Annotated in this window: 15 protein-coding genes; 8 read left to right on the forward strand and 7 right to left on the reverse strand. The window is 58.5% G+C overall.

What is annotated here, in order from left to right; translation table 11 throughout:
- The first annotated feature begins 5 nt into the window (after nt 1-5).
- Nucleotides 6-935, forward strand: a complete 930-nt coding sequence (gene ldcA, locus VJ651_RS17860) for a muramoyltetrapeptide carboxypeptidase (RefSeq protein WP_324108733.1) — start codon at nt 6-8, stop codon at nt 933-935.
- Here ldcA and VJ651_RS17865 read toward each other — a convergent pair.
- From VJ651_RS17865 to VJ651_RS17875, 3 genes are read right to left on the reverse strand one after another with little or no spacing between them, the layout of a single operon-like run.
- Nucleotides 918-1,814 carry an aldose 1-epimerase gene (locus VJ651_RS17865; RefSeq protein WP_324108734.1) on the reverse strand — a complete coding sequence of 299 codons (897 nt, stop codon included), beginning with the start codon at nt 1,812-1,814 and terminating at the stop codon, nt 918-920. The genes ldcA and VJ651_RS17865 overlap by 18 nt on opposite strands.
- 11 nt (nt 1,815-1,825) lie before the next feature.
- Nucleotides 1,826-2,698 (reverse strand): SMP-30/gluconolactonase/LRE family protein, encoded by an 873-nt coding sequence (locus VJ651_RS17870; protein ID WP_324108735.1) that lies wholly within the window; start codon nt 2,696-2,698, stop codon nt 1,826-1,828.
- A gap of 11 nt (nt 2,699-2,709) precedes the next feature.
- Nucleotides 2,710-4,431, reverse strand: a complete 1,722-nt coding sequence (locus VJ651_RS17875) for an IlvD/Edd family dehydratase (RefSeq protein ID WP_324108736.1) — start codon at nt 4,429-4,431, stop codon at nt 2,710-2,712.
- Nucleotides 4,432-4,508: 77 nt separating this feature from the next.
- On the opposite strand from VJ651_RS17875, the gene VJ651_RS17880 reads away from it, so the two are divergent.
- From VJ651_RS17880 to VJ651_RS17895, 4 genes are all read left to right on the forward strand, one after another.
- Nucleotides 4,509-5,285 carry an SDR family oxidoreductase gene (locus VJ651_RS17880; RefSeq protein ID WP_324108737.1) on the forward strand — a complete coding sequence of 259 codons (777 nt, stop codon included), beginning with the start codon at nt 4,509-4,511 and terminating at the stop codon, nt 5,283-5,285.
- Nucleotides 5,286-5,385: 100 nt separating this feature from the next.
- Entirely contained in the window at nt 5,386-6,294 is a 909-nt protein-coding gene (locus VJ651_RS17885) for a 2-dehydro-3-deoxygalactonokinase (RefSeq protein WP_324108738.1), read from the forward strand.
- A gap of 3 nt (nt 6,295-6,297) precedes the next feature.
- Entirely contained in the window at nt 6,298-6,930 is a 633-nt protein-coding gene (locus VJ651_RS17890; protein ID WP_324108739.1) for a 2-dehydro-3-deoxy-6-phosphogalactonate aldolase, read from the forward strand.
- A gap of 89 nt (nt 6,931-7,019) precedes the next feature.
- Nucleotides 7,020-8,621 (forward strand): ABC-F family ATPase, encoded by a 1,602-nt coding sequence (locus VJ651_RS17895; RefSeq protein ID WP_324108740.1) that lies wholly within the window; start codon nt 7,020-7,022, stop codon nt 8,619-8,621.
- Between the two features lie 71 nt (nt 8,622-8,692).
- Here VJ651_RS17895 and VJ651_RS17900 read toward each other — a convergent pair whose 3' ends face one another.
- Entirely contained in the window at nt 8,693-9,298 is a 606-nt protein-coding gene (locus VJ651_RS17900; protein WP_324108741.1) for a hypothetical protein, read from the reverse strand.
- A 365-nt stretch (nt 9,299-9,663) separates the two neighbouring features.
- On the opposite strand from VJ651_RS17900, the gene nadA reads away from it, so the two are divergent.
- On the forward strand, nt 9,664-10,803 hold the full coding sequence (nadA, locus tag VJ651_RS17905; protein ID WP_324108742.1) for a quinolinate synthase NadA: 1,140 nt from the start codon (nt 9,664-9,666) through the stop codon (nt 10,801-10,803).
- Nucleotides 10,800-11,666 carry a carboxylating nicotinate-nucleotide diphosphorylase gene (gene nadC / locus VJ651_RS17910; RefSeq protein ID WP_324108743.1) on the forward strand — a complete coding sequence of 289 codons (867 nt, stop codon included), beginning with the start codon at nt 10,800-10,802 and terminating at the stop codon, nt 11,664-11,666. The genes nadA and nadC overlap by 4 nt, the downstream gene beginning before the upstream one ends.
- Before the next feature lie 58 nt (nt 11,667-11,724).
- Here the strand turns inward: nadC and nadB are convergent, their stop codons facing one another.
- Nucleotides 11,725-13,326 (reverse strand): L-aspartate oxidase, encoded by a 1,602-nt coding sequence (nadB, locus tag VJ651_RS17915; protein ID WP_324108744.1) that lies wholly within the window; start codon nt 13,324-13,326, stop codon nt 11,725-11,727.
- Between the two features lie 109 nt (nt 13,327-13,435).
- On the opposite strand from nadB, the gene VJ651_RS17920 reads away from it, so the two are divergent.
- Entirely contained in the window at nt 13,436-15,868 is a 2,433-nt protein-coding gene (locus tag VJ651_RS17920) for a penicillin acylase family protein (RefSeq protein WP_324108745.1), read from the forward strand.
- Here the strand turns inward: VJ651_RS17920 and VJ651_RS17925 are convergent.
- Nucleotides 15,865-18,504 carry a putative bifunctional diguanylate cyclase/phosphodiesterase gene (locus VJ651_RS17925; RefSeq protein ID WP_324108746.1) on the reverse strand — a complete coding sequence of 880 codons (2,640 nt, stop codon included), beginning with the start codon at nt 18,502-18,504 and terminating at the stop codon, nt 15,865-15,867. The two genes, VJ651_RS17920 and VJ651_RS17925, sit on opposite strands and share 4 nt — an antisense overlap.
- Nucleotides 18,505-18,890: 386 nt before the next feature.
- Nucleotides 18,891-20,555 carry an MFS transporter gene (locus VJ651_RS17930; protein WP_324108747.1) on the reverse strand — a complete coding sequence of 555 codons (1,665 nt, stop codon included), beginning with the start codon at nt 20,553-20,555 and terminating at the stop codon, nt 18,891-18,893.
- Between the last annotated feature and the right edge of the window lie 208 nt (nt 20,556-20,763).

Genomic DNA, 20,763 nt, shown 5'->3' on the forward strand with positions numbered 1-20,763 from the left:
AGGCGATGGGAGAAGAACAAGATCTATCCGGCATTACGGTGGCGATCGTCGCGCCGGGAGGCTATGCGGCGGATGTGAATGCGGTGGAGCGCGCCACGAAGCGTCTGGAATCAAGTGGATGCCGGGTGCGCAATTTCTACAATGCCTCGGCCATCCATCAGCGCTTCGGTGGCACCGATGCCGCGCGCCTTGCACAGTTGCACGCGGCGGCAGCCGATCCCGAAGTGCAGATCGTCCTCGCGCTGCGCGGCGGCTATGGCATGTCGCGATTATTGCCGGCGCTGGATTTCGCCGCATTGGCGGCAAGCGGGAAACTGTTTGTCGGGCACAGCGACTTCACCGCACTGCAGATGGGATTGCTGTCGCATAGCGGTGGAATCAGCTTCGCGGGGCCGATGATCTGCGACGATTTTTCGCGTGAAGAGGCCAGCGCGTTCACGCTGAAGAAGTTCTGGCAATGCGTCACCGGCCAGACCCATACCCTGCGCTTCGAAGGCGCGGGAAATCCGGCCCTCGACGTGTCCGGCATTCTATGGGGAGGCAACCTGACCATGCTCGCGCATCTCGCCGGAACGCCATACATGCCGCGCATCGCGGATGGCATCCTGTTCATCGAGGACGTCAATGAGCATCCGTACCGGGTAGAGCGCATGCTGCTGCAACTCTTCCACGCCGGATTGCTGAATCAGAAGGCAATCGTGCTGGGTGATTTTTCCAGTTACCGCTTGACCGAGTATGACAATGGCTATGACTTCGCCGCCATGCTTGCCTACCTGCGAGAGCGTCTGGGCGTACCGATACTGACGGGTCTCCCGTTCGGGCATACGCGCGACAAAGCGACTCTCGCGGTCGGCTGCGAGGCACACTTGCGCTCGGATGGGCAGGCGGTGTCGCTCACGATGTCAGGTTATCCCTTCCTATCGCCGGCCGCCTGACGGGCCGACCAGAAACTTTGCGCGCAGCGCGAGACTATCGCCATGCGCCAGATAGGCCAATCCGGGTTGACCCGGCATGTGAAAAGCATCGATCGGATGGGTGATCGGCTCCAGGCAAAAATAATCGCGTCGCGGCGGCCGATAGAGCAAGGTGTAGCCGTTACAGTCGGGCATGACCATCGTGAGTGACAACCCTCGATCGGGATAATCGATCAGTGCCTTGCCGTTCCAGCCGGTATAGCAGTTATCGATCATCGGGCCGTCGAACGACGACAGCATGTTGTAGTCCCATGTGGGCGGAAACAAGGTCGCATGCTCAACGGGAATCGGATCGTCGCCGGACAGCCAGACGCCCTCGGCCTTGAACTGCAGGCGGGTCCGGTCATTTCGGACGAAGTAGGGATGCAGCCCGAGGCCGAAGGGTAACGACTCCTGGCCGGTGTTGGTAACGGTCAGGTCGATTTGCAGGCCATCCGGCAGCAACAAAAAGGTTTGCGTGCTGCGGTAGTGATAGGGGCTTCGGTCGAAGCCGCGCGATTCAAGCGTCAGCTTGATCCGGTCTTGTGCATGTTCGCTCACCTGCCAGGCTTGCAGCCAGCCGTCTCCATGGATCGGATAATGCTCTTCGGCCCGGTTGGCATGGATCGCATACATGCGGCCTTCATGTTCGAAGCCCCCTTGCGTTATTCGATTGGACCACGGCACGAGCGGAAAACACGCCAGTGTGTAGCGATCTACGGAGGCGCCATTCCATGGCCGGAACAAGGGTATCCATTTCTCCCCGGTTTTCCATTCCCAGGCGGTAACGCTACCGCCCAGTTCGGGCGCCAATTGCAGGCGTTGTGTTTCCGATTCCTGCGAAACAAGTTGATTGCTCATGACTGGCTGCGCTATCCACGAAAGAGGTTGGCGGGGACGCCGGTGACGTCCATGTCTAGCGCAAATAGACCGCCCGCGAGCGGTTCGCGTTCCCGTTGCTGCGGCGACAGGCCGGTTGCGGCTGTGGTGATATACAGCGTTTTCAATTCGGGGCCGCCGAATGCGCAACTGCTGACCTGGCTGCATGGCAGCTCGATTGTCCGCAGCACCTTGCCGGCCGGATCGTGGCAGGTCAGTTTGCCGGCGCCCCAATGCGCAATCCACAGGCCGCCCTCCGCATCGGTGGTCATGCCATCAGGTGACCCGTCTTCTCTACCGAATTGCAGGAATAAGCGCTTGTTGGACAGCCCGCCGGATTCGGGATCGCAATCAAACGCAAATACGCGACCGTTGACGCTGTCGTTGTGGTAGAGGGTGCGGCCATCCGCAGCCCAGGCCGGGCCGTTAGTGACGATGTAGCCGCTATCCATGCGAACGCAGATCAGATCCGGCGTCAAACAGTAGAGCGAGCCGGTCGGCTGCCTGGCCGCGAAGTCCATCGTGCCAGCCCAGAAGCGGCCGAGGCGATCGCACTTTCCGTCATTGAAGCGATTGGCCGGCAGCTCTGCCTCGATATCGAGCAGCGGCGTCAGCGCTTCGGTATTCGGATTGAATGTGGCGAAGCGATGGCGCTGTGTGATGATCAAACCATCCTGTTCCGTGCGCTCGGCGACGGCGGAAATCTCCTGGTCGAATTGCCAGGTGCGCTGTCCTTCTTTCGTCGAGTAACGATGCAGGCGATGGCTCAGGATATCGACCCAGTACAGCGCTTGTTCTCTGACCGACCATAGCGGGCCTTCGCCGAGTTCGGCATGTGCGTTCCATACGCATTCCGGGGCGTTCATGGCTGCCTCTGTCAATGCGATTCGCGCGGTACCGGCGCGCCGCTTTTCCCGACGAGGAAGTCGAGGTCCGCACCGAGATGCGCCTGCTGCACATGATCGACATACAGTCTGGCATAGCCGCGTGCGGGCATCGGCGGCGGCATCCATTCGGCCTTGCGGCGCTGCAGTTCCTCATCGCTGACTTCGAGATGCAGGCTGCGTTCGCTGACGTCCAGTTGCACCATGTCGCCGTCGTGCACCAATGCCAGCGGACCGCCGATAGCAGCCTCGGGCGAGGTGTGCAGCACCACGGTGCCATATGCGGTTCCGCTCATGCGGGCGTCCGAGATGCGCACCATGTCGGTAATGCCCTTTTCAAGGATCTTCTTGGGCAGCGGCATGTTGCCGACTTCCGCCATGCCGGGGTAGCCGCAGGGGCCGCAATTCTTCAAGACCATCACGCAGCTCTCATCGATGTCGAGGACCGGATCGTCGATCCGATTGCGAAAGTCTTCAATCGATTCGAACACCACCGCGCGTCCGCGATGCTTGAGCAAATGCGAGGACGCGGCAGACGGCTTGATCACAGCGCCATCGGGAGCGAGATTGCCCTTGAGGATGGCAATACCGGCGTTTTCCTTGAAGGGTTGATCGATGCTCTTGATGACATCGCGGTTGTAGCAGGGCGCGTCCTCGATGTTTTGTCCCAGCGTTCTGCCATTCACGGTCAGTGCGTTCAGATGCAGCAGATGCCGGATCTCGTTCATCACCGCAGGAACGCCGCCGGCATAATAAAAATCTTCCATCAGATAGTGGCCGGACGGCTGAAGATTGACCAGGCAGGGCATGTCTTTGCCGATACGATCCCAGTCTTCGAGGGTGAGATCGATGCCGACACGCCCGGCGATTGCCAGCAGGTGCACCACCGCGTTGGTCGATCCGCCGATGGCCGCATTGACCCGGATGGCATTTTCGAAGGCTTCGCGCGTGAGGATCTTGTCCATGCCGAGATCCTCTTCCACCATTTGCACGATGCGTCGTCCGCTCAGCTGCGCAAGGCGATTGCGCCGCGTGTCGGGCGCGGGGATGGCCGCATTGCCGGGCAGCGACATGCCGAGCGCTTCCACCATGCTGGCCATCGTCGAGGCCGTGCCCATGGTCATGCAGTGCCCTGCGGAGCGATTCATGCAAGCTTCCGCCTCGCTGAACTCCTGCTGTGTCATCAAGCCGCCACGCACCATCTCCGACATCATCCAGACACCGGTGCCGGAGCCGATATCCTTGCCGCGAAACTTGCCGTTCAACATCGGCCCGCCTGAAATGCCTATGGTCGGCAGTCCGCAACTTGCGGCGCCCATCATCAAGGCGGGCGTGGTCTTGTCGCAGCCCATCAGAAGGACGACGCCATCGATCGGGTTGCCGCGTATCGATTCTTCGACATCCATGCTGGCAAGGTTGCGGAACAGCATCGCCGTTGGACGCAATTGCGTTTCTCCGAGAGACATCACGGGGAACTCCAGCGGGAATCCACCTGCCTCAAGTACACCGCGTTTGACAAATTCAGCCAGTTCGCGGAAGTGGCTATTGCATGGGGTTAATTCGGACCAGGTGTTGCAGATGCCGATGATCGGTCGACCATCCACTTCATCTTGTGGATGTCCCGCTTTCAGGGTCCAGCTCCGGTGCACGAAGCCGTCGCGGTCCTGCTTTTCAAACCATGCCTGGCTGCGACGACGGGGTTTTTGGATGGTCATGACAGGTTCTTGGGGAGAGGTTTCGACTCAGAATCAATATTGATTGACCATCGAATCGAAAGTTCAGGAGAAAAATCATGTCCGGAGAAGGTGGATTGGCGACGTTCGGCAGCTTGAAGGGGAAACGCGTGTTCGTGACGGGCGGTGGCTCAGGCATTGGAGAAAGTATCGTCACGGCATTTGCCGAGCAGGGCGCGAAAGTGGCGTTCGTCGATATCGCCGTGGAAGCGAGCCTTGCGCTGTGCGAACGACTGGCAGTCGCGGAGCGCGAGAAGCCGGTCTTTCGCGAGTGCGACATTCGCGATATCCCGGCGCTGCAAAAGGTGATGCAGTCGATCGCCGCGGACATCGGCGACTTCGATATTCTGGTCAACAATGCGGGCAATGATCAGCGGCACACGCCGGAAGAAGTCACGGTGGATTTCTGGAACGACCGCGTCGCCATCAACCTGCGGCCGATGTTCTTTACTTGCCAGGCAGTGATCGATGGCATGAAGAAGCGCGGCGGCGGGGCGATCATCAATCTCGGCTCCACCAGCTGGCATATCGCCAATGGCGGTTATCCGGTCTATACCACTACCAAGGCGGCGGTCAGTGGCTTGACGCGCGGGCTGGCGCGCGATCTCGGGCCCTACAATATTCGCGTCAATACCGTCACGCCTGGCTGGGTGATGACCGAGCGCCAGCTCAAGCTCTGGGTCGACGAGGAAGGCGAAAAGCTGATCGACCGCAGCCAATGCCTGAAGGGTAGGGTGATGCCCTCGCATGTGGCACGCATGGTGCTGTTCCTGGCGTCAGACGATGCGGCGATGTGCAGCGCGCAGGAATATATCGTCGACGGCGGGTGGGCGTGATGCGCCGGGCACGCTTCGGGAATCGGCGAGACGGCTTTTCTCGCAAGTGCTGCAAGCAATGCCAATCGCCACATTTGACTTGCTCTTTGACTGCGCCGACATGACTCATCCGACCACCAACCTGCTGGGCATCGATTGGGGCACCAGCAATCGACGCGCGTATCTGCTGGACCGCGACGGCAAGATCGTGCGGCAGCATAACGACGATGCAGGCATCCTGCATGTGGAAGGCGATTTTGAAGGTTCGCTGAAGAGCTTGTTGCTGGCCCTGGGCGTGGAGCATGCCGATGTCGTGATGTCGGGCATGGTCGGCAGCCGCAACGGATGGCGCCAGGTTCCCTATCTGTCGGTGGACCAGCCTTTGTCGCATCTGCATCAGGCATTGATGGAGGTCGAGACCGCAATTCCCAATGTACGCTGCCGCATCGTGCCCGGCTACGAATTCATCGATGCGCAGGGCCTCCCGGACGTCATGCGCGGCGAGGAAACGCAGGTGCTTGGTGCGCTGGAATTGAGTGCTTCCGGCGGCTGGTTTCTGTTGCCGGGCACGCATAGCAAATGGGTGCGGGTGGAGAACGGAAAAATCATCGAGCTGGTCACATACATGACCGGCGAGCTGTTTTCCCTGATGTCCCGTCACGGCACGCTGGCGAAGGTGATGAGCGGCGAGCAGTCGGTGCCGGAAGCCCTCGCAGCCGGCGTGAGAGCGGCGCGTTACGGCGGCTTCACGCATATGGCGTTTTGCTGTCGTGCGCTGGTGGTGACAGATCGTATGCCCGCCGAGCACACCGCATCCTATTTGTCCGGCCTGCTGATCGGAAGCGAGCTGCATGAAATCCTGAAAAAGACCCAGGGCGACCTGTCGTCTCCCGTGCAGATCATCGGCAGCCCCGCCTTGTCGTCGCGCTATCTCAGCGCGCTGGAACTGCTCGGTGTCGAAGCGCGCGCCTGGCAGCCCGACAGCGTCTACCTTGCGGCCCTGCGTGCGCTGTTCAACTTGAAAAGGTAAGCCATGATCGACTTGTTTCATCCATTTCCCTGCCCCTTGATAGCCATCCTGCGCGGGCTGACGCCGGCAGAAGTTCCGAGCGTCGGACGCGTGCTGTTCGATGCCGGTTTTCGCATGCTGGAAGTGCCATTGAACCGTCCCGGCGCCATCGATGCAATACATGGACTGCTGCGTATTGCGCCCGATGATGCGCTCATCGGTGCCGGCACCGTATTGAGCGTGAGCGACGTCGATGCCGTCAAGGAAGCCGGCGGCCGATTGATCGTTTCCCCGCACTATGCACCGGAAGTGATCTCTCATGCGGCCAAGCATGGAATGATCGCGCTGCCCGGCGTGACAACGCCTACCGAGGCGTTCAACGCCTTGCAGGCCGGCGCGCACGGGCTGAAGCTGTTTCCGGCCCAGATGATTTCGCCGGCAGCGGTAAAGGCAATGCGCGAGATTCTGCCGGTCGGGACGCCGCTGTTCCCGGTGGGCGGCGTTCAGCCGCATAACATGGCTGCCTATATCGCGGCCGGGGCCACCGGCTTTGGAATCGGAGGCCAGCTTTATCAACCGCGTGTTGATGAAATGGCATTGAAGCGCTCAGCCGACGCCTTCATGGCCGCGCGCCGGAGCCTTCTGCAAGGAGCTTGATCCCGGTTGGCTTGGGAAAGCCGGTATTGCTGCACCGTGAAATGGTAAAATGTCCGGTTTCGTTGTTCATCCCGCAAAAGGTTTTTTCCGTGCTTTCCACCGCTAACATCACGATGCAGTTCGGCCCCAAGCCGCTGTTCGAAAACATTTCCGTCAAATTCGGCGAGGGCAATCGCTATGGTCTGATCGGCGCCAACGGTTGCGGCAAGTCGACCTTCATGAAAATCCTCGGCGGAGACCTGGAGCCGAGTGCCGGCACCGTCATGCTTGACCCGAATGAACGCCTGGGCAAGCTGCGCCAGGATCAATTCGCCTTTGAAGACATGCGTGTCCTCGATGTCGTGATGATGGGGCATACCGAGATGTGGGCGGCAATGCAGGAGCGCGACGCAATCTATGCCAATCCCGACGCCACCGACGACGACTACATGCGCGCCGCCGACCTCGAAGCAAAGTTCGCGGAATATGACGGCTATACCGCCGAGGCACGAGCCGGTGAACTGCTGCTTGGCGTGGGTGTTTCGCTCGACCAGCATCAGGGGCCGATGAGCAACATCGCGCCCGGATGGAAGCTGCGCGTCCTGCTGGCGCAGGCCCTGTTCTCCAATCCGGATATCCTGCTGCTGGACGAGCCGACCAACAACCTCGACATCAATACGATCCGATGGCTGGAAAACGTGCTCAACGATCGCAATTCGACGATGATCATCATCTCGCACGATCGTCACTTCCTGAATCAGGTGTGTACGCACATGGCGGACATGGACTACGGCACGCTGAAGATCTACCCGGGCAATTACGATGACTACATGCTGGCATCGTCGCAGGCGCGCGCGCAGCAGGTGGCAGCCAATGCCAAAGCCAAGGAGCGCGTGGCGGAACTGCAGGACTTCGTGCGGCGCTTCTCCGCCAACAAGTCCAAGGCGCGCCAAGCGACTTCCCGCGCGAAGCAGATCGAAAAGATCAAGGTGGAAGACATCAAGCCGTCCAGCCGTCAGAATCCGTTCGTCCGTTTCGAAGGCGAGAAAAAGCTGCATCGTCTGGCAGTGGATGTGCAGGGCCTGGCGAAATCCTATGACCGCACGATCTTCAAGAATTTCAACATCCTGGTTGAGGCCGGCGAAAAGATCGCGATCATCGGTGCCAACGGCGCCGGTAAAACCACGCTGCTGCGCTGCATTGGCGGCACCGAAATAGCTGGCCTGCAAGCCGATCATGGCAATGTCAAATGGGCCGAAAACGCGAATGTCGGTTACATGCCGCAAGATCCGACCGAGGAATTTGCCGTCGACAAGAACCTCACTGACTGGATGGGGCAATGGACCAAGGAGGGCGATGACGATCAGGCGGTGCGCTCGATCCTTGGCCGACTGCTGTTTTCCGGCGACGATGTGAAGAAATCCGTCAAGGTCCTGTCCGGCGGCGAGAAAGGGCGCATGATGTACGGCAAGCTGATGCTGGGCCGGCACAATGTGTTGCTGATGGACGAACCGACCAATCACATGGACATGGAATCGATCGAGTCGCTCAACATCGCTCTCGATAAATACGCTGGCACCTTGATCTTCGTGTCGCACGACCGCGAGTTCGTGTCATCGCTGGCGACACGCATCCTCGAAGTGAAGGATGGCGAAGTGATCGACTTCCATGGCGGTTACGAAGAGTACCTCGCAAGCCAGGGCATCGAATAAGCCGATGCAATGAAAAACGCAGCAGGGCGCAATGCCGTTGCTGCGTTTGCCATTCTGCTGAATTGAAGTCTTTACTCCGAGGACGTCCCGTTCAAGCCGGTGATCGTGGTTTGTGGAGGAACCGCCTCGCCGAGATAAAGGAGCTGATCCAGGCGATCCCTCAGGCTGCGAGCCATTTCCTTGCCTTGCGCTTTGAGCACGGCTTCCAGGTATGGATTGCGCAATTGCCGAAATTCTTCGATCGAAGCAGCTTTTTCCACCTTCAGTTGCAAGGTATAGCCGCGCAAGCCGATGGTGCTCTTGATGGTTTCTGTATAAAAATGATAAATCGCTTCGAATTGGCTTTGTCCTTGGGGCAGGACGCCAACACCGGGCGCGGGAACGGCGGCAGGAGCTTGTGCCTGTGGAGCGGCCGGTGCGGGTGCCGGGGCTGCAGCCACGACGGTTTGAATAAATCCGTTCTTTTCCAGCTCGGCGAGACTTTCCGCATTCAGTCCGATGCCTGAAACTTTTTTCAGCAGCTCTTCACTGCCTTGCTTGCCGTCAATCATCACCAATAGTGTGCGCAGGCGCGTGGCTAACTGGTGCTTCCGCGTGGCGATTTCCTCACGGCCCTTTTCCGTCTTGTCGAAAACGATGCTTGTCATAGGCTTTGTGTCCCCGCCCGAAAATGCCATGCTGGATTTTCGTCTTTTGAATGATTGCGCATGTGAAAACGGCACATGCAGAATTCCCGCCAGCCAGATTATTCTTGAAGGCAATTATGGAATTGCCTACTTATAGTGAAATGGCTCAACATGTTATTGATTTTTGTCAGACTAAGTATGCTACCTATTTGGTTAGACGTAAATATTTACCTGCGTCAAGTCGAAAAATAGAAACAAAACCCTCTTTAACATACGGCGATCCTGCCGGGCTGTGTAATTCGGACGAAGTCCGCCGCAAAATTGCTTGAAAATAGCCTGTAGGCCCCAAGTTTTTTGGTTATCGGTCATACTCTTTCTTTTGTCATCCTTTTGGCTCGGGATTACCGCTTCACATCATGCAGATCCAACCTATCAAAACCGTCGAGTTCGAACGGCCGGAAATGAATTCCGGCACAAGTTGCGTTGCCAACGCTTGGGCACGCGTGCCCGCAAGCCTGTCGCCTCCTGAAAAAGATGCGCTCAAGGCGCGCATCAAACACCTGTTGAAAGAACGGCAAGCTGTTCTCGTCGCGCATTACTACGTCGATGCCGACTTGCAGGATCTGGCGGAAGAGACGGGCGGTTGCGTATCCGATTCCCTCGAAATGGCACGCTTTGGTCGGGATCATCCGGCCAAGACCCTGATTGTCGCCGGTGTGAAATTCATGGGCGAAACGGCAAAGATACTGAGTCCGGAGAAGACGATCCTGATGCCGGATCTGGACGCCACCTGTTCGCTCGACCTCGGCTGTCCGGCGGATGAGTTTGCTGCGTTTTGCGATGCGCATCCTGATCGCACGGTGGTGGTGTATGCCAATACCAGCGCAGCCGTGAAAGCGCGCGCCGACTGGATGGTCACGTCCTCGATCGGATTGCAGATCGTCGAGCATCTGCACGCCCAGGGCAAAAAGATCTTGTGGGCGCCGGACAAGCACCTTGGCAGCTACATCCAGAAGAAGACCGGTGCGGACATGCTGCTGTGGCAGGGTTCGTGCCTGGTGCATGACGAGTTCAAGGGAATCGAGCTCGAGCTGTTGAAAAAGGAACATCCGAATGCCAAGGTTCTCGTGCACCCCGAATCACCGGAAGCCGTCGTTGCCCTGGCCGACGTTGTGGGCTCCACCTCGCAATTGATCGCCGCCGCACAGACGCTGGACGCGGAAGAATTCATTGTCGCAACGGACAACGGCATCCTGCATAAAATGAAAATGGCTGCGCCCGGCAAGCGCTTCATCGACGCGCCGACCGCAGGCAATAGCGCGACCTGCAAGAGCTGCGCGCATTGCCCGTGGATGGCCATGAACGGCCTGCAGAATCTGGCCGACGTGCTGGAGTCGGGCAAGAACGAAATCCACGTCGATCCCGAGGTCGGTCGCAAAGCCCATGTCTGCATTGACCGCATGCTGACGTTCGCAGCACAACTGAAAGCCAATGTCCGACCAGGTGGCGACTTGGCGAAAGAACAAAAACTGTTTGCGGGGATTGGACCGGCATGAGCACATTACAAAATCCGTTTGCGCCGTTCGATGCGCTGCTTGCGGGCGCATTTGAATCCAACATTCAGGCCGCACTGATGGAAGACGTTGGCACCGGCGACGTCACCGGCAAACTGGTGCCGGAGAGCGAGTGGGTCAAGGCGCGTGTCGTCGTGCGTGAATCCGCCGTATTGTGCGGAGCGCCGTGGTTCGAGGGTGTGATGACACAACTCGACCCGCGGATTCGCATTGAGTGGCGGTATCCGGAAGGCGCGTTGACGGCGAAAGACAGCGAGGTTTGCGCGATCGAAGCTCCGGCGCGTGCCTTGCTGACGGCGGAGCGCACAGCATTGAATTTCCTGCAGCTTCTGTCCGGTGTGGCGACCGCAACGCGTCAGTATGTGGATGTGGTTGAAGGCACGCGCGCCTCGATTCTCGACACGCGCAAGACGCTTCCCGGCTTGCGCCTCGCGCAGAAATACGCGGTGCGTGTCGGCGGCGGAAAGAACCAGCGCATAGCCCTCTACGATGGCATCCTGATCAAGGAAAATCATATTGCGGCCGCCGGCGGCATCACCCAGGCAATGCGTGCCGCGCAGGCCTTGAATGCAGGTGTATCGATTCAGATTGAGGTCGAGAATCTGACGGAACTGGAAGATGCATTGGCAGCAGGCGCGACTTCAATCCTGCTCGACAATTTCACGCTGGAGATGATGCGCGAAGCCGTGAAGCGAACCGACGGCAGGGCTGTTCTGGAAGCTTCCGGCGGGATCAACATGAGCACGGTTCGTGCAATTGCGGAGACGGGGGTCGACCGGATTTCGATCGGCAGCCTGACCAAGGATGTGCAAGCGACCGACTATTCGCTGCGCATTGTCGGATAAATCCCTCTCGCAATTGAGGCCATGAATGGAGCGTATGTTCCATTCATGGCCTTCAAATCTATCGCCGTGCAGGCGACAGCACTGTCGGCAAGGCCTTGGGCAAGGTCTCCGAAAAATCCTGGCTGAAATGCAGGCCGCGGCTTTCGCGGCGCGACAGGGCGCTTTCCACGATCAGCGACGCCACTTCAACCAGGTTCCGCAATTCAAGCAGGTCGCGCGTGATGCGGAACTGCGAGTAGTACTCATTGATTTCTTCACGCAGCAAGCGGATGCGATGCTGGGCGCGTTCAAGGCGTTTTGTGGTCCTGACGATGCCGACGTAGTTCCACATCGAGCGTCGCAATTCGTCCCAGTTGTGCGCAATGATCACCTCTTCATCGGCATCCGTCACACGGCTCTCATCCCATGCCGGCAGTGACATCGACTTCGGTTTTGGCTGTTGCTCGATATGCTTCGCGGCGGATTGACCGATGACCAGACATTCAAGCAGGGAGTTGCTGGCGAGACGGTTGGCACCATGCAGTCCTGTATAGGCGGTTTCGCCGACGGCGTACAAGCCGGGTATATCCGTGCGGCCGGACATGTCCGTCACGATGCCGCCGCAGGTGTAGTGTGCGGCCGGCACCACCGGAATCGGCTGCCTGGTAATGTCGATTCCAAGTTCCAGGCAGCGTGCGTAGATGGTCGGGAAATGCGATTGGAGGAATTCCGGCGGCTGATGGCTGATATCGAGCTCGACATAATCCAGACCGCGTTTTTTCATCTCGAAGTCGATTGCGCGCGCCACCACATCGCGAGGTGCCAGCTCTGCGCGTTCGTCATGCGCAGGCATGAAGCGCCGGCCTGCGGATGCGCCAGCCTCGGCGGGCAGCTTGAGCAGACCGCCTTCACCGCGTACAGCTTCGCTGATGAGGAAAGACTTGGCGTAGGGATGGTACAAGCAGGTCGGATGGAACTGGATGAACTCCATGTTCGCCACGCGGCATCCGGCGCGCCACGCCATTGCAATGCCGTCGCCGGTGGCGGTATCCGGATTGGTGGTGTAGAGGTAGACTTTGCCTGCGCCGCCAGTGGCAAGCACCGTCTGGTCCGCTGCCAGCGTCATGACCTTGCCGGTATTGACGTCCTGCACGTACAGGCCGACGCAGTGGGGTGTGCCATTGCCGGAGGACAGCTTGTCGGACTTGATGAGATCGATCGCGATGTGTTCTTCCAGCACGGTGATGTTCGGATGCGAGCGTGCCTTCTGTTCCAGCGTCACCTGCACCGCGTGTCCGGTGGCATCGGCGGCATGAATGATGCGGCGCTGGCTATGGCCACCTTCGCGGGTTAAGTGATACCCTAGTTCGGCTGTCGGATCCCGGGTGAAGGGGACGCCTTGCTCGATCAGCCATTCGATTGCTTCACGGCTGTTTTCAACGATATGGCGGGTTGCTCTTTCGTCACACAATCCCGCGCCTGCAATGAGGGTATCCGCGATATGTTGCTCGTGGCTGTCGCCGGAATCGAGCACGGCAGCAATGCCTCCCTGCGCCCAATTGCTGGCGCCGTCCAGCAGGCTGCGTTTAGAGACGATGGCCACTTTACGGGTTTGCGCGAGATGCAGGGCGACCGAGAGGCCGGCCAATCCACTTCCGACGATAGCGACATCAAATTTCATAAGATAAGTGCTGCCTGTATGCGTTGTCATCACGTAAAACGACATCTTACCATTTGGGAAGTTTTTGCTCAGAGATAATCTGGCCGTGAATTTTGAAGGCAATAAGTGTATGACTGGAATATTGAAAAAAGTTGCGCTGCTGCTGGCGCTGTTGCTCATGGCATTGCTTGCTGCTGCACTGTGGTACCGCAATGCAAGCCAGCCGCAGATCGACGGTAACCTGAAGTTGAGCGGATTGAACGCCCCGGTGGACATCGTGCGCGATGCGGAGGGAATACCGCACATCTATGCAAAATCGACCGCCGATGCCTACTTTGCACTCGGTTTCGTGCATGCGCAGGATCGCCTCTGGCAACTCGAGCTGAATCGACGCATTCCAGCCGGCCGGCTATCGGAAATCCTCGGACCCAGCGCCCTCGGCACAGACCGTTTCCTGCGCACGCTGGGGGTGCGGCGCAATGCTGAACGAATCCTCGCCAATCTCGCACCCGAGACACGAGCGGCACTCGATGCATACGCACGTGGCGTGAACGCGTATCTTGAAAATCGCAGTGGGCCCTTGCCACCGGAATTCATTCTTTCCGGTGCTCCATCTCCGGCGCCCTGGCATCCGGTCGATTCGATTGGCTGGCAAACGATGATGGCCTGGGATCTAGGCTCGAACTGGACGCAGGAATTGCTCCGCATGCGCGCGTCGCAGCGGCTGTCGCTGGGGCAGATCAACGAGTTTCTTCCGCCTTATCCGGGCGACCCGGTCATGGTGACGCAGGATTACACCAAGCTGTATCGCGAATTGTCCGGGACAACGCAACAACTCGCCGCCGTCGCGGCCATCGCGCCACCTTCCTACGTGGAAGGCATGGGATCGAATAACTGGGTAGTCTCCGGCGCGCTTTCGGAAACCGGCAAGCCGCTGCTGGCCAACGATCCACACCTCGGCCTGACTGCTCCAGCCCTGTGGTACTTCGCGCATTTGTCGGCTCCCGGGCTCAATGTCATCGGCGCGACTCTGCCCGGTATCCCCTCGGTGGTGCTCGGAAGGAATGACAGAATCGCCTGGGGCTTCACCAATACCGCTCCGGATGTGCAAGACCTGTTCATCGAGCGCGTCAATCCGGCGAACAAAAAGCAATATCAGACGCCGGACGGCTGGGCGGAATTCAAGACGCGTACCGAGACCATCAAGGTCAAGGGGCAGCAGGATGTCACCTTCGATGTCGCGGAGACGCGGCATGGTCCGGTAATCACGGGTGCTTTGCCGATTCTGGACAAGGCGCCCCTCGACGCGAAGAAATACGTTGTCTCGTTCGCCTGGACGGCGCTGCGCCCCGACGATATGACGCTGCAGGCGGGCATGAAATTCAACCAGGCGCAGAACTGGCAGCAATTCCTTGAGGCGGCAAAGGATTTCGCTTCGCCGCAGCAGAACATGGTGTATGCGGACGTCGATGGCAACATTGGTTTCGTTGCGCCTGCGCGCGTGCCGATTCGCAAGCCGGAAAACGACCTGAAAGGCCTGGCACCGGCGCCAGGCTGGGATGCGCGCTACGACTGGGCCGGTTTCATTCCGTTCGATGAACTGCCTCACCAGTTCAACCCGGCGTCGCAGCGCATCGCGACAGCCAACCAGAAGATCGTCGGGCCGGATTATCCGCATTTTCTGACCAGCGAGTGGACATTGCCGTATCGGGCCTCGCGCATCAACCAGTTGCTGGATGCGAGGCCGAAGCACAATCTGGCAAGCTTTGCCGAGATACAAAAGGATTACGTTTCGCTCGCGGCACAGGAACTCCTGCCGATTCTGCGCAACACCGTACCGAAAACCGATCGCGCCAAGGAAGCCCTGGACACGCTACAGGGCTGGAACGGCTCGATGGATACCAATCGGCCGGAGCCGCTTATTTTCAATGCGTGGATGCGGGCGGCATCGCGCCAGATTTTTGCCGATGAACTGGGCGAAGCGCTGATGAATGACTATTGGGAGCAACGCAATGTGCACCAGCCGCTGGTGAATGTTCTCAAGAACAAGGATGGCGAGGGCAGATGGTGCGCCGACGTGACGAAACCCTCGCCGGCGCATCCGCAAACCTGCGACGAGCTGTTGTCCGCTTCGCTGGATCTTGCGCTGAGCGAGCTGGTGCAGCGCTATGGTCCCGAAATATCGAAATGGCGCTGGGGAGACGCGCATGTCGCGCGCTCCGAGCATCGCCCGTTCGGCAAGGTCGATGCCCTGGCCCGTTTCTTTGACATCCGCGTGCCGACTCCCGGCGACACATTTACCGTGAATGTCGGACGTTACAATCTGCGGGATGAGAAGGAGCCGTTCACCAGCCGGCATGCCGCCAGCCTGCGTGCGCTTTACGATCTGTCGAACCTGGAAAATTCACGCTTCATCCACTCCACCGGACAGTCCGGCAATCTGCTGTCGCCGCTCTATAGCAACTTCACGCAGCGTTGGTCGGAGGTCGCGTATGTGCCAATGAAAATGCGGCGCGACGATGTGGAGAAAAAACGCCTGGGAGTGTTAACGCTCGAGCCCTAGGCAACCTGAAAATGCTGTGAGGTGCGCAAGAGCTCGGCTGCGGCATGCGCAGGAAGTGGCGGAGAGAACGCATATCCCTGCGCCAGATAGCAGCCCATTTTCTTCAGCTTGAGCATGTCCTCGCGCGTTTCGACGCCTTCCGCGACGGTGTCGAGATTGAGCGTCTGCGCGAGTGCCAGGATCAGGCGAACAATCTCGGCATCGCTCGGATTCTTGTCCAGGCCTTGCACGAATGTCTTGTCGATCTTCAACACATCGATCGGGAGTCGATGCAGGTAGGAGAGTGATGAGTAGCCCGTACCGAAATCGTCCAGCGCAAGACGGAATCCGAGTTCCTTGAGGACGGTGAGCGTCTCGATCGTCTGCACCGGGTTGGCCATCGCGGAAGTCTCGGTCAGCTCCAGTTCGATGGCATTCGGATTGACGCCGGTGCGCTCGAGAATATCCTTGACGTCACTCAGGAAGGTCGACTGCAGAAGCTGCCGCATCGAAACATTGACGGCAATGGTGAACGGCGTCATCTCGATATAGTCGGCCTGCCATCTGCACAACTGCTTGCAGGCCTCTTCCAGCACCCACAAACCTATCGGTACCACCAGTCCTGAGCTCTCCGCGACAGGAATGAACTCTACCGGCGGTATTGCTCCATATTGTGGATTGTCCCAGCGTAACAGCAGCTCGAAACCTTTCACCGCGCCGTTGAGAATCGACACCTTCGGCTGATAGACGAGCGTCAATTCGTCGCGCTCCAGCGCAAAGCGCAGTGCCACATCCATTTGGGCGCGCTTGGTGCTGCACAACTGGAGCGAGGCGTCGAAGACTTCCGCGCGATTGCGCCCGCGTTCCTTTGCCTGATACATGGCGGCGTCGGCGTCGCGGATCAGTTCCGACGGATTCTTGTGCTCCGGCTCAAGCAAGGCGATGCCGATGCTGGTCTGGATCTTCACTACGGTGTCGTCGACCGTGAGCTGTTGCGATACCGCTTGCAGCAAGGCTTCCGCCTTTGTCCTGGCCTCATCGATGCTTGCAGTCGACAGGATCACGAATTCATTGCCGCCAAAACGTGCAACGAAGTCATCGGTCGGGAGCTCGGCGAGGATGCGGCGAGTGATCTCCATTAGGCACTTGTCGCCGAAATCATGACCATGCGTGTCGTTGACGCTCTTGAAGAAGTCGAGGTCGCAGAACAGCATCGCCAGCTGGTTCGATGCGTCGTTTGCTTGCGCGATGACATCGGCAATGGTCTTGAGCAGGTAGCGCCGGTTCGGCAAGCCGGTCAGCGGGTCGTGCAGCGCCTGGTGCTGCAGACGCATTTCATATTCCTTGCGATCGGTGATGTCGCGTGAAATGCAGAGCACGCCCACTGTCTGTCCATGCGCGTCGCGCAGCGGATACTTGTTGACGCGATGCCAGGTTCGCATGTCGTTGTCCCACGCGCACTGGATTTCCTGGTCTTCCAGCGGAACGCCACTTTGCACAACTTGCAGGTCCTGACGGTACAAGCGTTCCGCCAATTCCTTCGTGCTACGATCCGTGCCTTTCGGTGCCGTGGCGAGGAATACATCTGAAATCGTCTTGCCGCGCATTGCTCCTTCCGACGCATAGCCGAAGCGACGCTGGAAGGTCAGGTTGCTGATGGTGAAGCGACCTTGCTTGTCGGTGGCATAGATCATCGACGGATTCAGGTCGAGCACCGCGCGCAGCAGCGCGTGCTCTTCCTCCAGCTTGATTTCCGCCCCCTTGCGCGCCGAAATGTCCTCAATGCTGAATACCAGCCCATTGATCGCATCGTCGTGCAGCATGTTGTGTCCGCGTGTTTCGAGCCATACCCAGTGGCCGTCCTTGTGTTTGCAGCGATGGCGGGAAAAAATGCTGCTGCGCGGCGTATCGCGGAGATAGCGAAGCTTTCTCAAGTGCGCTTCCTTGTCTTCGGGATGAAACTCGGGACGAATCATGTTCGCTTCAATTTCTCTTTGCGAGAAGCCGACGATCTCCTGAAAGGCCTGGTTGACGAACTTGATGTGAAATCCGGCATCGGCAATGAGGAATACGTGGCGCGTCGCGCGGGCAATGGCGTCGAAGCGCCGCTGGTTGAAATGCGCCTGCTGGATTGCATTCGCATTGCTTGCCAATGCGTTGGCGAGGAAAAGCGCGCACAGGCCGACGAAAGCGGTTGCGAACAACTGCGGAAGCCAGTCCACCAATTGCGTTCCGAGCATGATGTTCAGCGTTGCTTCGATGAGGGCGACAGCAAGGAGCAGGCCCAATGCAAGTGGTGCCTCGACGCTAAGCGGAAAAACCCCGGCCAGTCCGATCAGCCAAGGCAAGGGCTGGGCCGGCATGGACTGCTGAAGCGCGAGGCTGGTGATGATGAAAATTGCGGCAGACCATTCCAGAAGCAGGCGTCCCCGCCCGTAAATGATCGCATCCGGCCAGACATAGCGCGCGAGCGCATTGAAGAACAGCACAACTAAAACGCTGACTGCAACCACACTCAAGTCCGATAGCATGACCTTGTTGACGAACGCCGCCAGCACCGCATGTAGCAATAGGGTGATGTAAAGGCAGACGGACGCAACACGGAAGATTTCTTCTCCTGTGACGACTCCGGCGAGGCGCAGTGGAGAGAGTTTCATTGCGCCACGACAGATCGGGCTCTTGGCAGGGAGCGTGCTGCCCCGGCAGGATAGGGGGATTGAATGTGTAGGTCGCGCCGGCTGCTCGGCACTTTCATGCAAGAAGAGGGCGGGGGCAAACGATGGTCATTGAGACGCGCTATCTCTTTCTGCCGGGATGAATTGAGCATCACTGTCCGTGGATTGTTAGAGTATTAACATATGGACAATATCAAATGTTGACAGTTTTGGACAGTGCCAGTCGAGCAAGCGTATGTAATTTGCAATATTTCTTGACCTGAGTCGCCAGATTTGTGAAAACCGCGCGCGCATAAAAAAAGCCGCCAGAAACTCTGGCGGCTTCAAAACCAGGATTGCCCGAAGGCAGGCCTGGGACGATTAGACGTTTAATCTGCTGCGTAGATATCGTTGTCCTTGGTCTCTTTGACGAACAGCAAGCCAACGACGAAGGTCATCATGGCGATGATGATCGGATACCAGAGGCCATAGTAAATGTCGCCTTTGAACGCAACGAGTGCGAACGCGGTGGTCGGCAGCAGGCCGCCGAACCAGCCGTTACCGATGTGGTACGGCAGGGACATGGAGGTGTAGCGAATACGAGTCGGGAACAGTTCGACCAGCATTGCGGCGATCGGGCCGTACACCATCGTCACGTAGATCACGAGGATGGTCAGGAGCACCAGCACCATGCCCTTGTTCATCTGTGCCGGATCAGCCTTGGACGGATAGCCATGTGCCTTGATGGCGTCGCCCAGTTCCTTGGACAATGCTTTTTCCTTGGCCGCAGCTTCTTCCTTCGGCAGTGCGTTGGCGTTGTACGACTGGATGGTGATGTCGCCGACCTTGACGCTGGCGATCGTGCCAGGTGCGGCAGCTTCGTTGGAGTAGTTCACCGAAGCGGCAGCCAGTTTCGCCTTCACGATGTCGCACGAAGATGTGAACTTCTTGGTACCGGTCGGGTTGAACTGGAACTGACAGTCAGCCGGATCGGCCGTGACCACCACCGGAGCGTTCTTGATCGCCGATTCCAGAGCCGGGTTGGCATAGTGGGTCATTGCGCTGAAGATCGGGAAGTAGGTCACTGCCGCCAGCAGGCAGCCGCCGAGGATGATCGGCTTGCGGCCAATCTTGTCGGACAGCGCGCCGAATACGATGAAGAACGGCGTGCCGATCACCAGCGATGCAGCGATCAGAAGGTTAGCCGTTGCGCCGTCGACCTTGAGAGTCTGGGTCAGGAAGAACAGTGCATAGAACTGGCCGGTGTACCAGACCACTGCTTGACCTGCGGTCAGACCGACCAGTGCAAGGATAACGATCTTCAGGTTCTTCCATTGGCCGAAGGATTCGGAAATCGGAGCCTTGGAGGTCTTGCCTTCCGCTTTCATCTTTGCGAAAGCCGGGGATTCGTTCATGGACAAGCGGATCCATACCGATACTGCCAGCAGGAACACGGAGACCAGGAACGGAATGCGCCAGCCCCAGTCAGCGAATGCTGCTTCGCCGATGGCGGTACGGGTGCCGAGAATCACCATCAGCGACAGGAACAGGCCGAGGGTCGCAGTGGTTTGGATCCAGGCAGTGAATGCGCCGCGCTTGTCTTGCGGTGCGTGCTCGGCAACATAAGTTGCTGCACCACCGTACTCGCCGCCGAGCGCGAGGCCCTGCAGAATACGCAGCGAGATCAGGATCACCGGGGCCGCGATGCCGATGGAGGCATAGTTGGGCAGCAGACCCACTATGAAGGTGGAGGTACCCATGATAAGGATGGTGACCAGGAAGGTGTATTTGCGGCCGATCATGTCGCCGAGGCGGCCGAACACCAGTGCGCCGAACGGACGAACGATGAAGCCCGCCGCAAACGCCAGCAGTGCGAAAATGAATGCGGTGTTGGGATCGGTACCGGCAAAGAACTGCTTCGCGATAATCGCTGCCAGTGAACCGTACAGGTAGAAGTCGTACCACTCGAACACGGTGCCCAGCGAAGATGCGAAAATGACTTTCCGCTCCTCTGCTGTCATGCCGCGCGCAGCCGTTGTCTGAACTGTCGCCATGCTTATCTCCTCGTTAATTAATATGAATGTGCAAAGACTCTTGCCCATTTGTTGCACAAGCGGAGTGTGCATCGCCAACCTTACGGCACGCTTGCTCCAAACTTACAAAACCTTACAGACGGAAAGTCGAAAAATCGGCGGTTTTCCTCTCGGTGAAGCATCGCTTTTTGAGTGGGATAGGTAGATTTTAGATTTACGAACGATCGTG

It is taken from the genome of Noviherbaspirillum sp., from assembly GCF_035254865.1.
Classification (GTDB): domain Bacteria; phylum Pseudomonadota; class Gammaproteobacteria; order Burkholderiales; family Burkholderiaceae_D; genus Noviherbaspirillum.

What these genes read in the sequence shown, in the direction of transcription:
- VJ651_RS17870 (WP_324108735.1), bottom strand. Translation starts at nt 2,698, where the DNA reads ATGAACGCCCCGGAATGCGTATGGAACGCACATGCCGAACTCGGCGAA.
- VJ651_RS17930 (WP_324108747.1), bottom strand. Translation starts at nt 20,555, where the DNA reads ATGGCGACAGTTCAGACAACGGCTGCGCGCGGCATGACAGCAGAGGAG.
- VJ651_RS17920 (WP_324108745.1), top strand. Translation starts at nt 13,436, where the DNA reads ATGACTGGAATATTGAAAAAAGTTGCGCTGCTGCTGGCGCTGTTGCTC.
- VJ651_RS17900 (WP_324108741.1), bottom strand. Translation starts at nt 9,298, where the DNA reads ATGGCATTTTCGGGCGGGGACACAAAGCCTATGACAAGCATCGTTTTC.
- VJ651_RS17880 (WP_324108737.1), top strand. Translation starts at nt 4,509, where the DNA reads ATGTCCGGAGAAGGTGGATTGGCGACGTTCGGCAGCTTGAAGGGGAAA.
- VJ651_RS17865 (WP_324108734.1), bottom strand. Translation starts at nt 1,814, where the DNA reads ATGAGCAATCAACTTGTTTCGCAGGAATCGGAAACACAACGCCTGCAA.
- ldcA (WP_324108733.1), top strand. Translation starts at nt 6, where the DNA reads ATGGGAGAAGAACAAGATCTATCCGGCATTACGGTGGCGATCGTCGCG.
- VJ651_RS17890 (WP_324108739.1), top strand. Translation starts at nt 6,298, where the DNA reads ATGATCGACTTGTTTCATCCATTTCCCTGCCCCTTGATAGCCATCCTG.
- VJ651_RS17875 (WP_324108736.1), bottom strand. Translation starts at nt 4,431, where the DNA reads ATGACCATCCAAAAACCCCGTCGTCGCAGCCAGGCATGGTTTGAAAAG.
- nadB (WP_324108744.1), bottom strand. Translation starts at nt 13,326, where the DNA reads ATGAAATTTGATGTCGCTATCGTCGGAAGTGGATTGGCCGGCCTCTCG.
- nadA (WP_324108742.1), top strand. Translation starts at nt 9,664, where the DNA reads ATGCAGATCCAACCTATCAAAACCGTCGAGTTCGAACGGCCGGAAATG.
- VJ651_RS17925 (WP_324108746.1), bottom strand. Translation starts at nt 18,504, where the DNA reads ATGAAACTCTCTCCACTGCGCCTCGCCGGAGTCGTCACAGGAGAAGAA.
- VJ651_RS17885 (WP_324108738.1), top strand. Translation starts at nt 5,386, where the DNA reads ATGACTCATCCGACCACCAACCTGCTGGGCATCGATTGGGGCACCAGC.
- nadC (WP_324108743.1), top strand. Translation starts at nt 10,800, where the DNA reads ATGAGCACATTACAAAATCCGTTTGCGCCGTTCGATGCGCTGCTTGCG.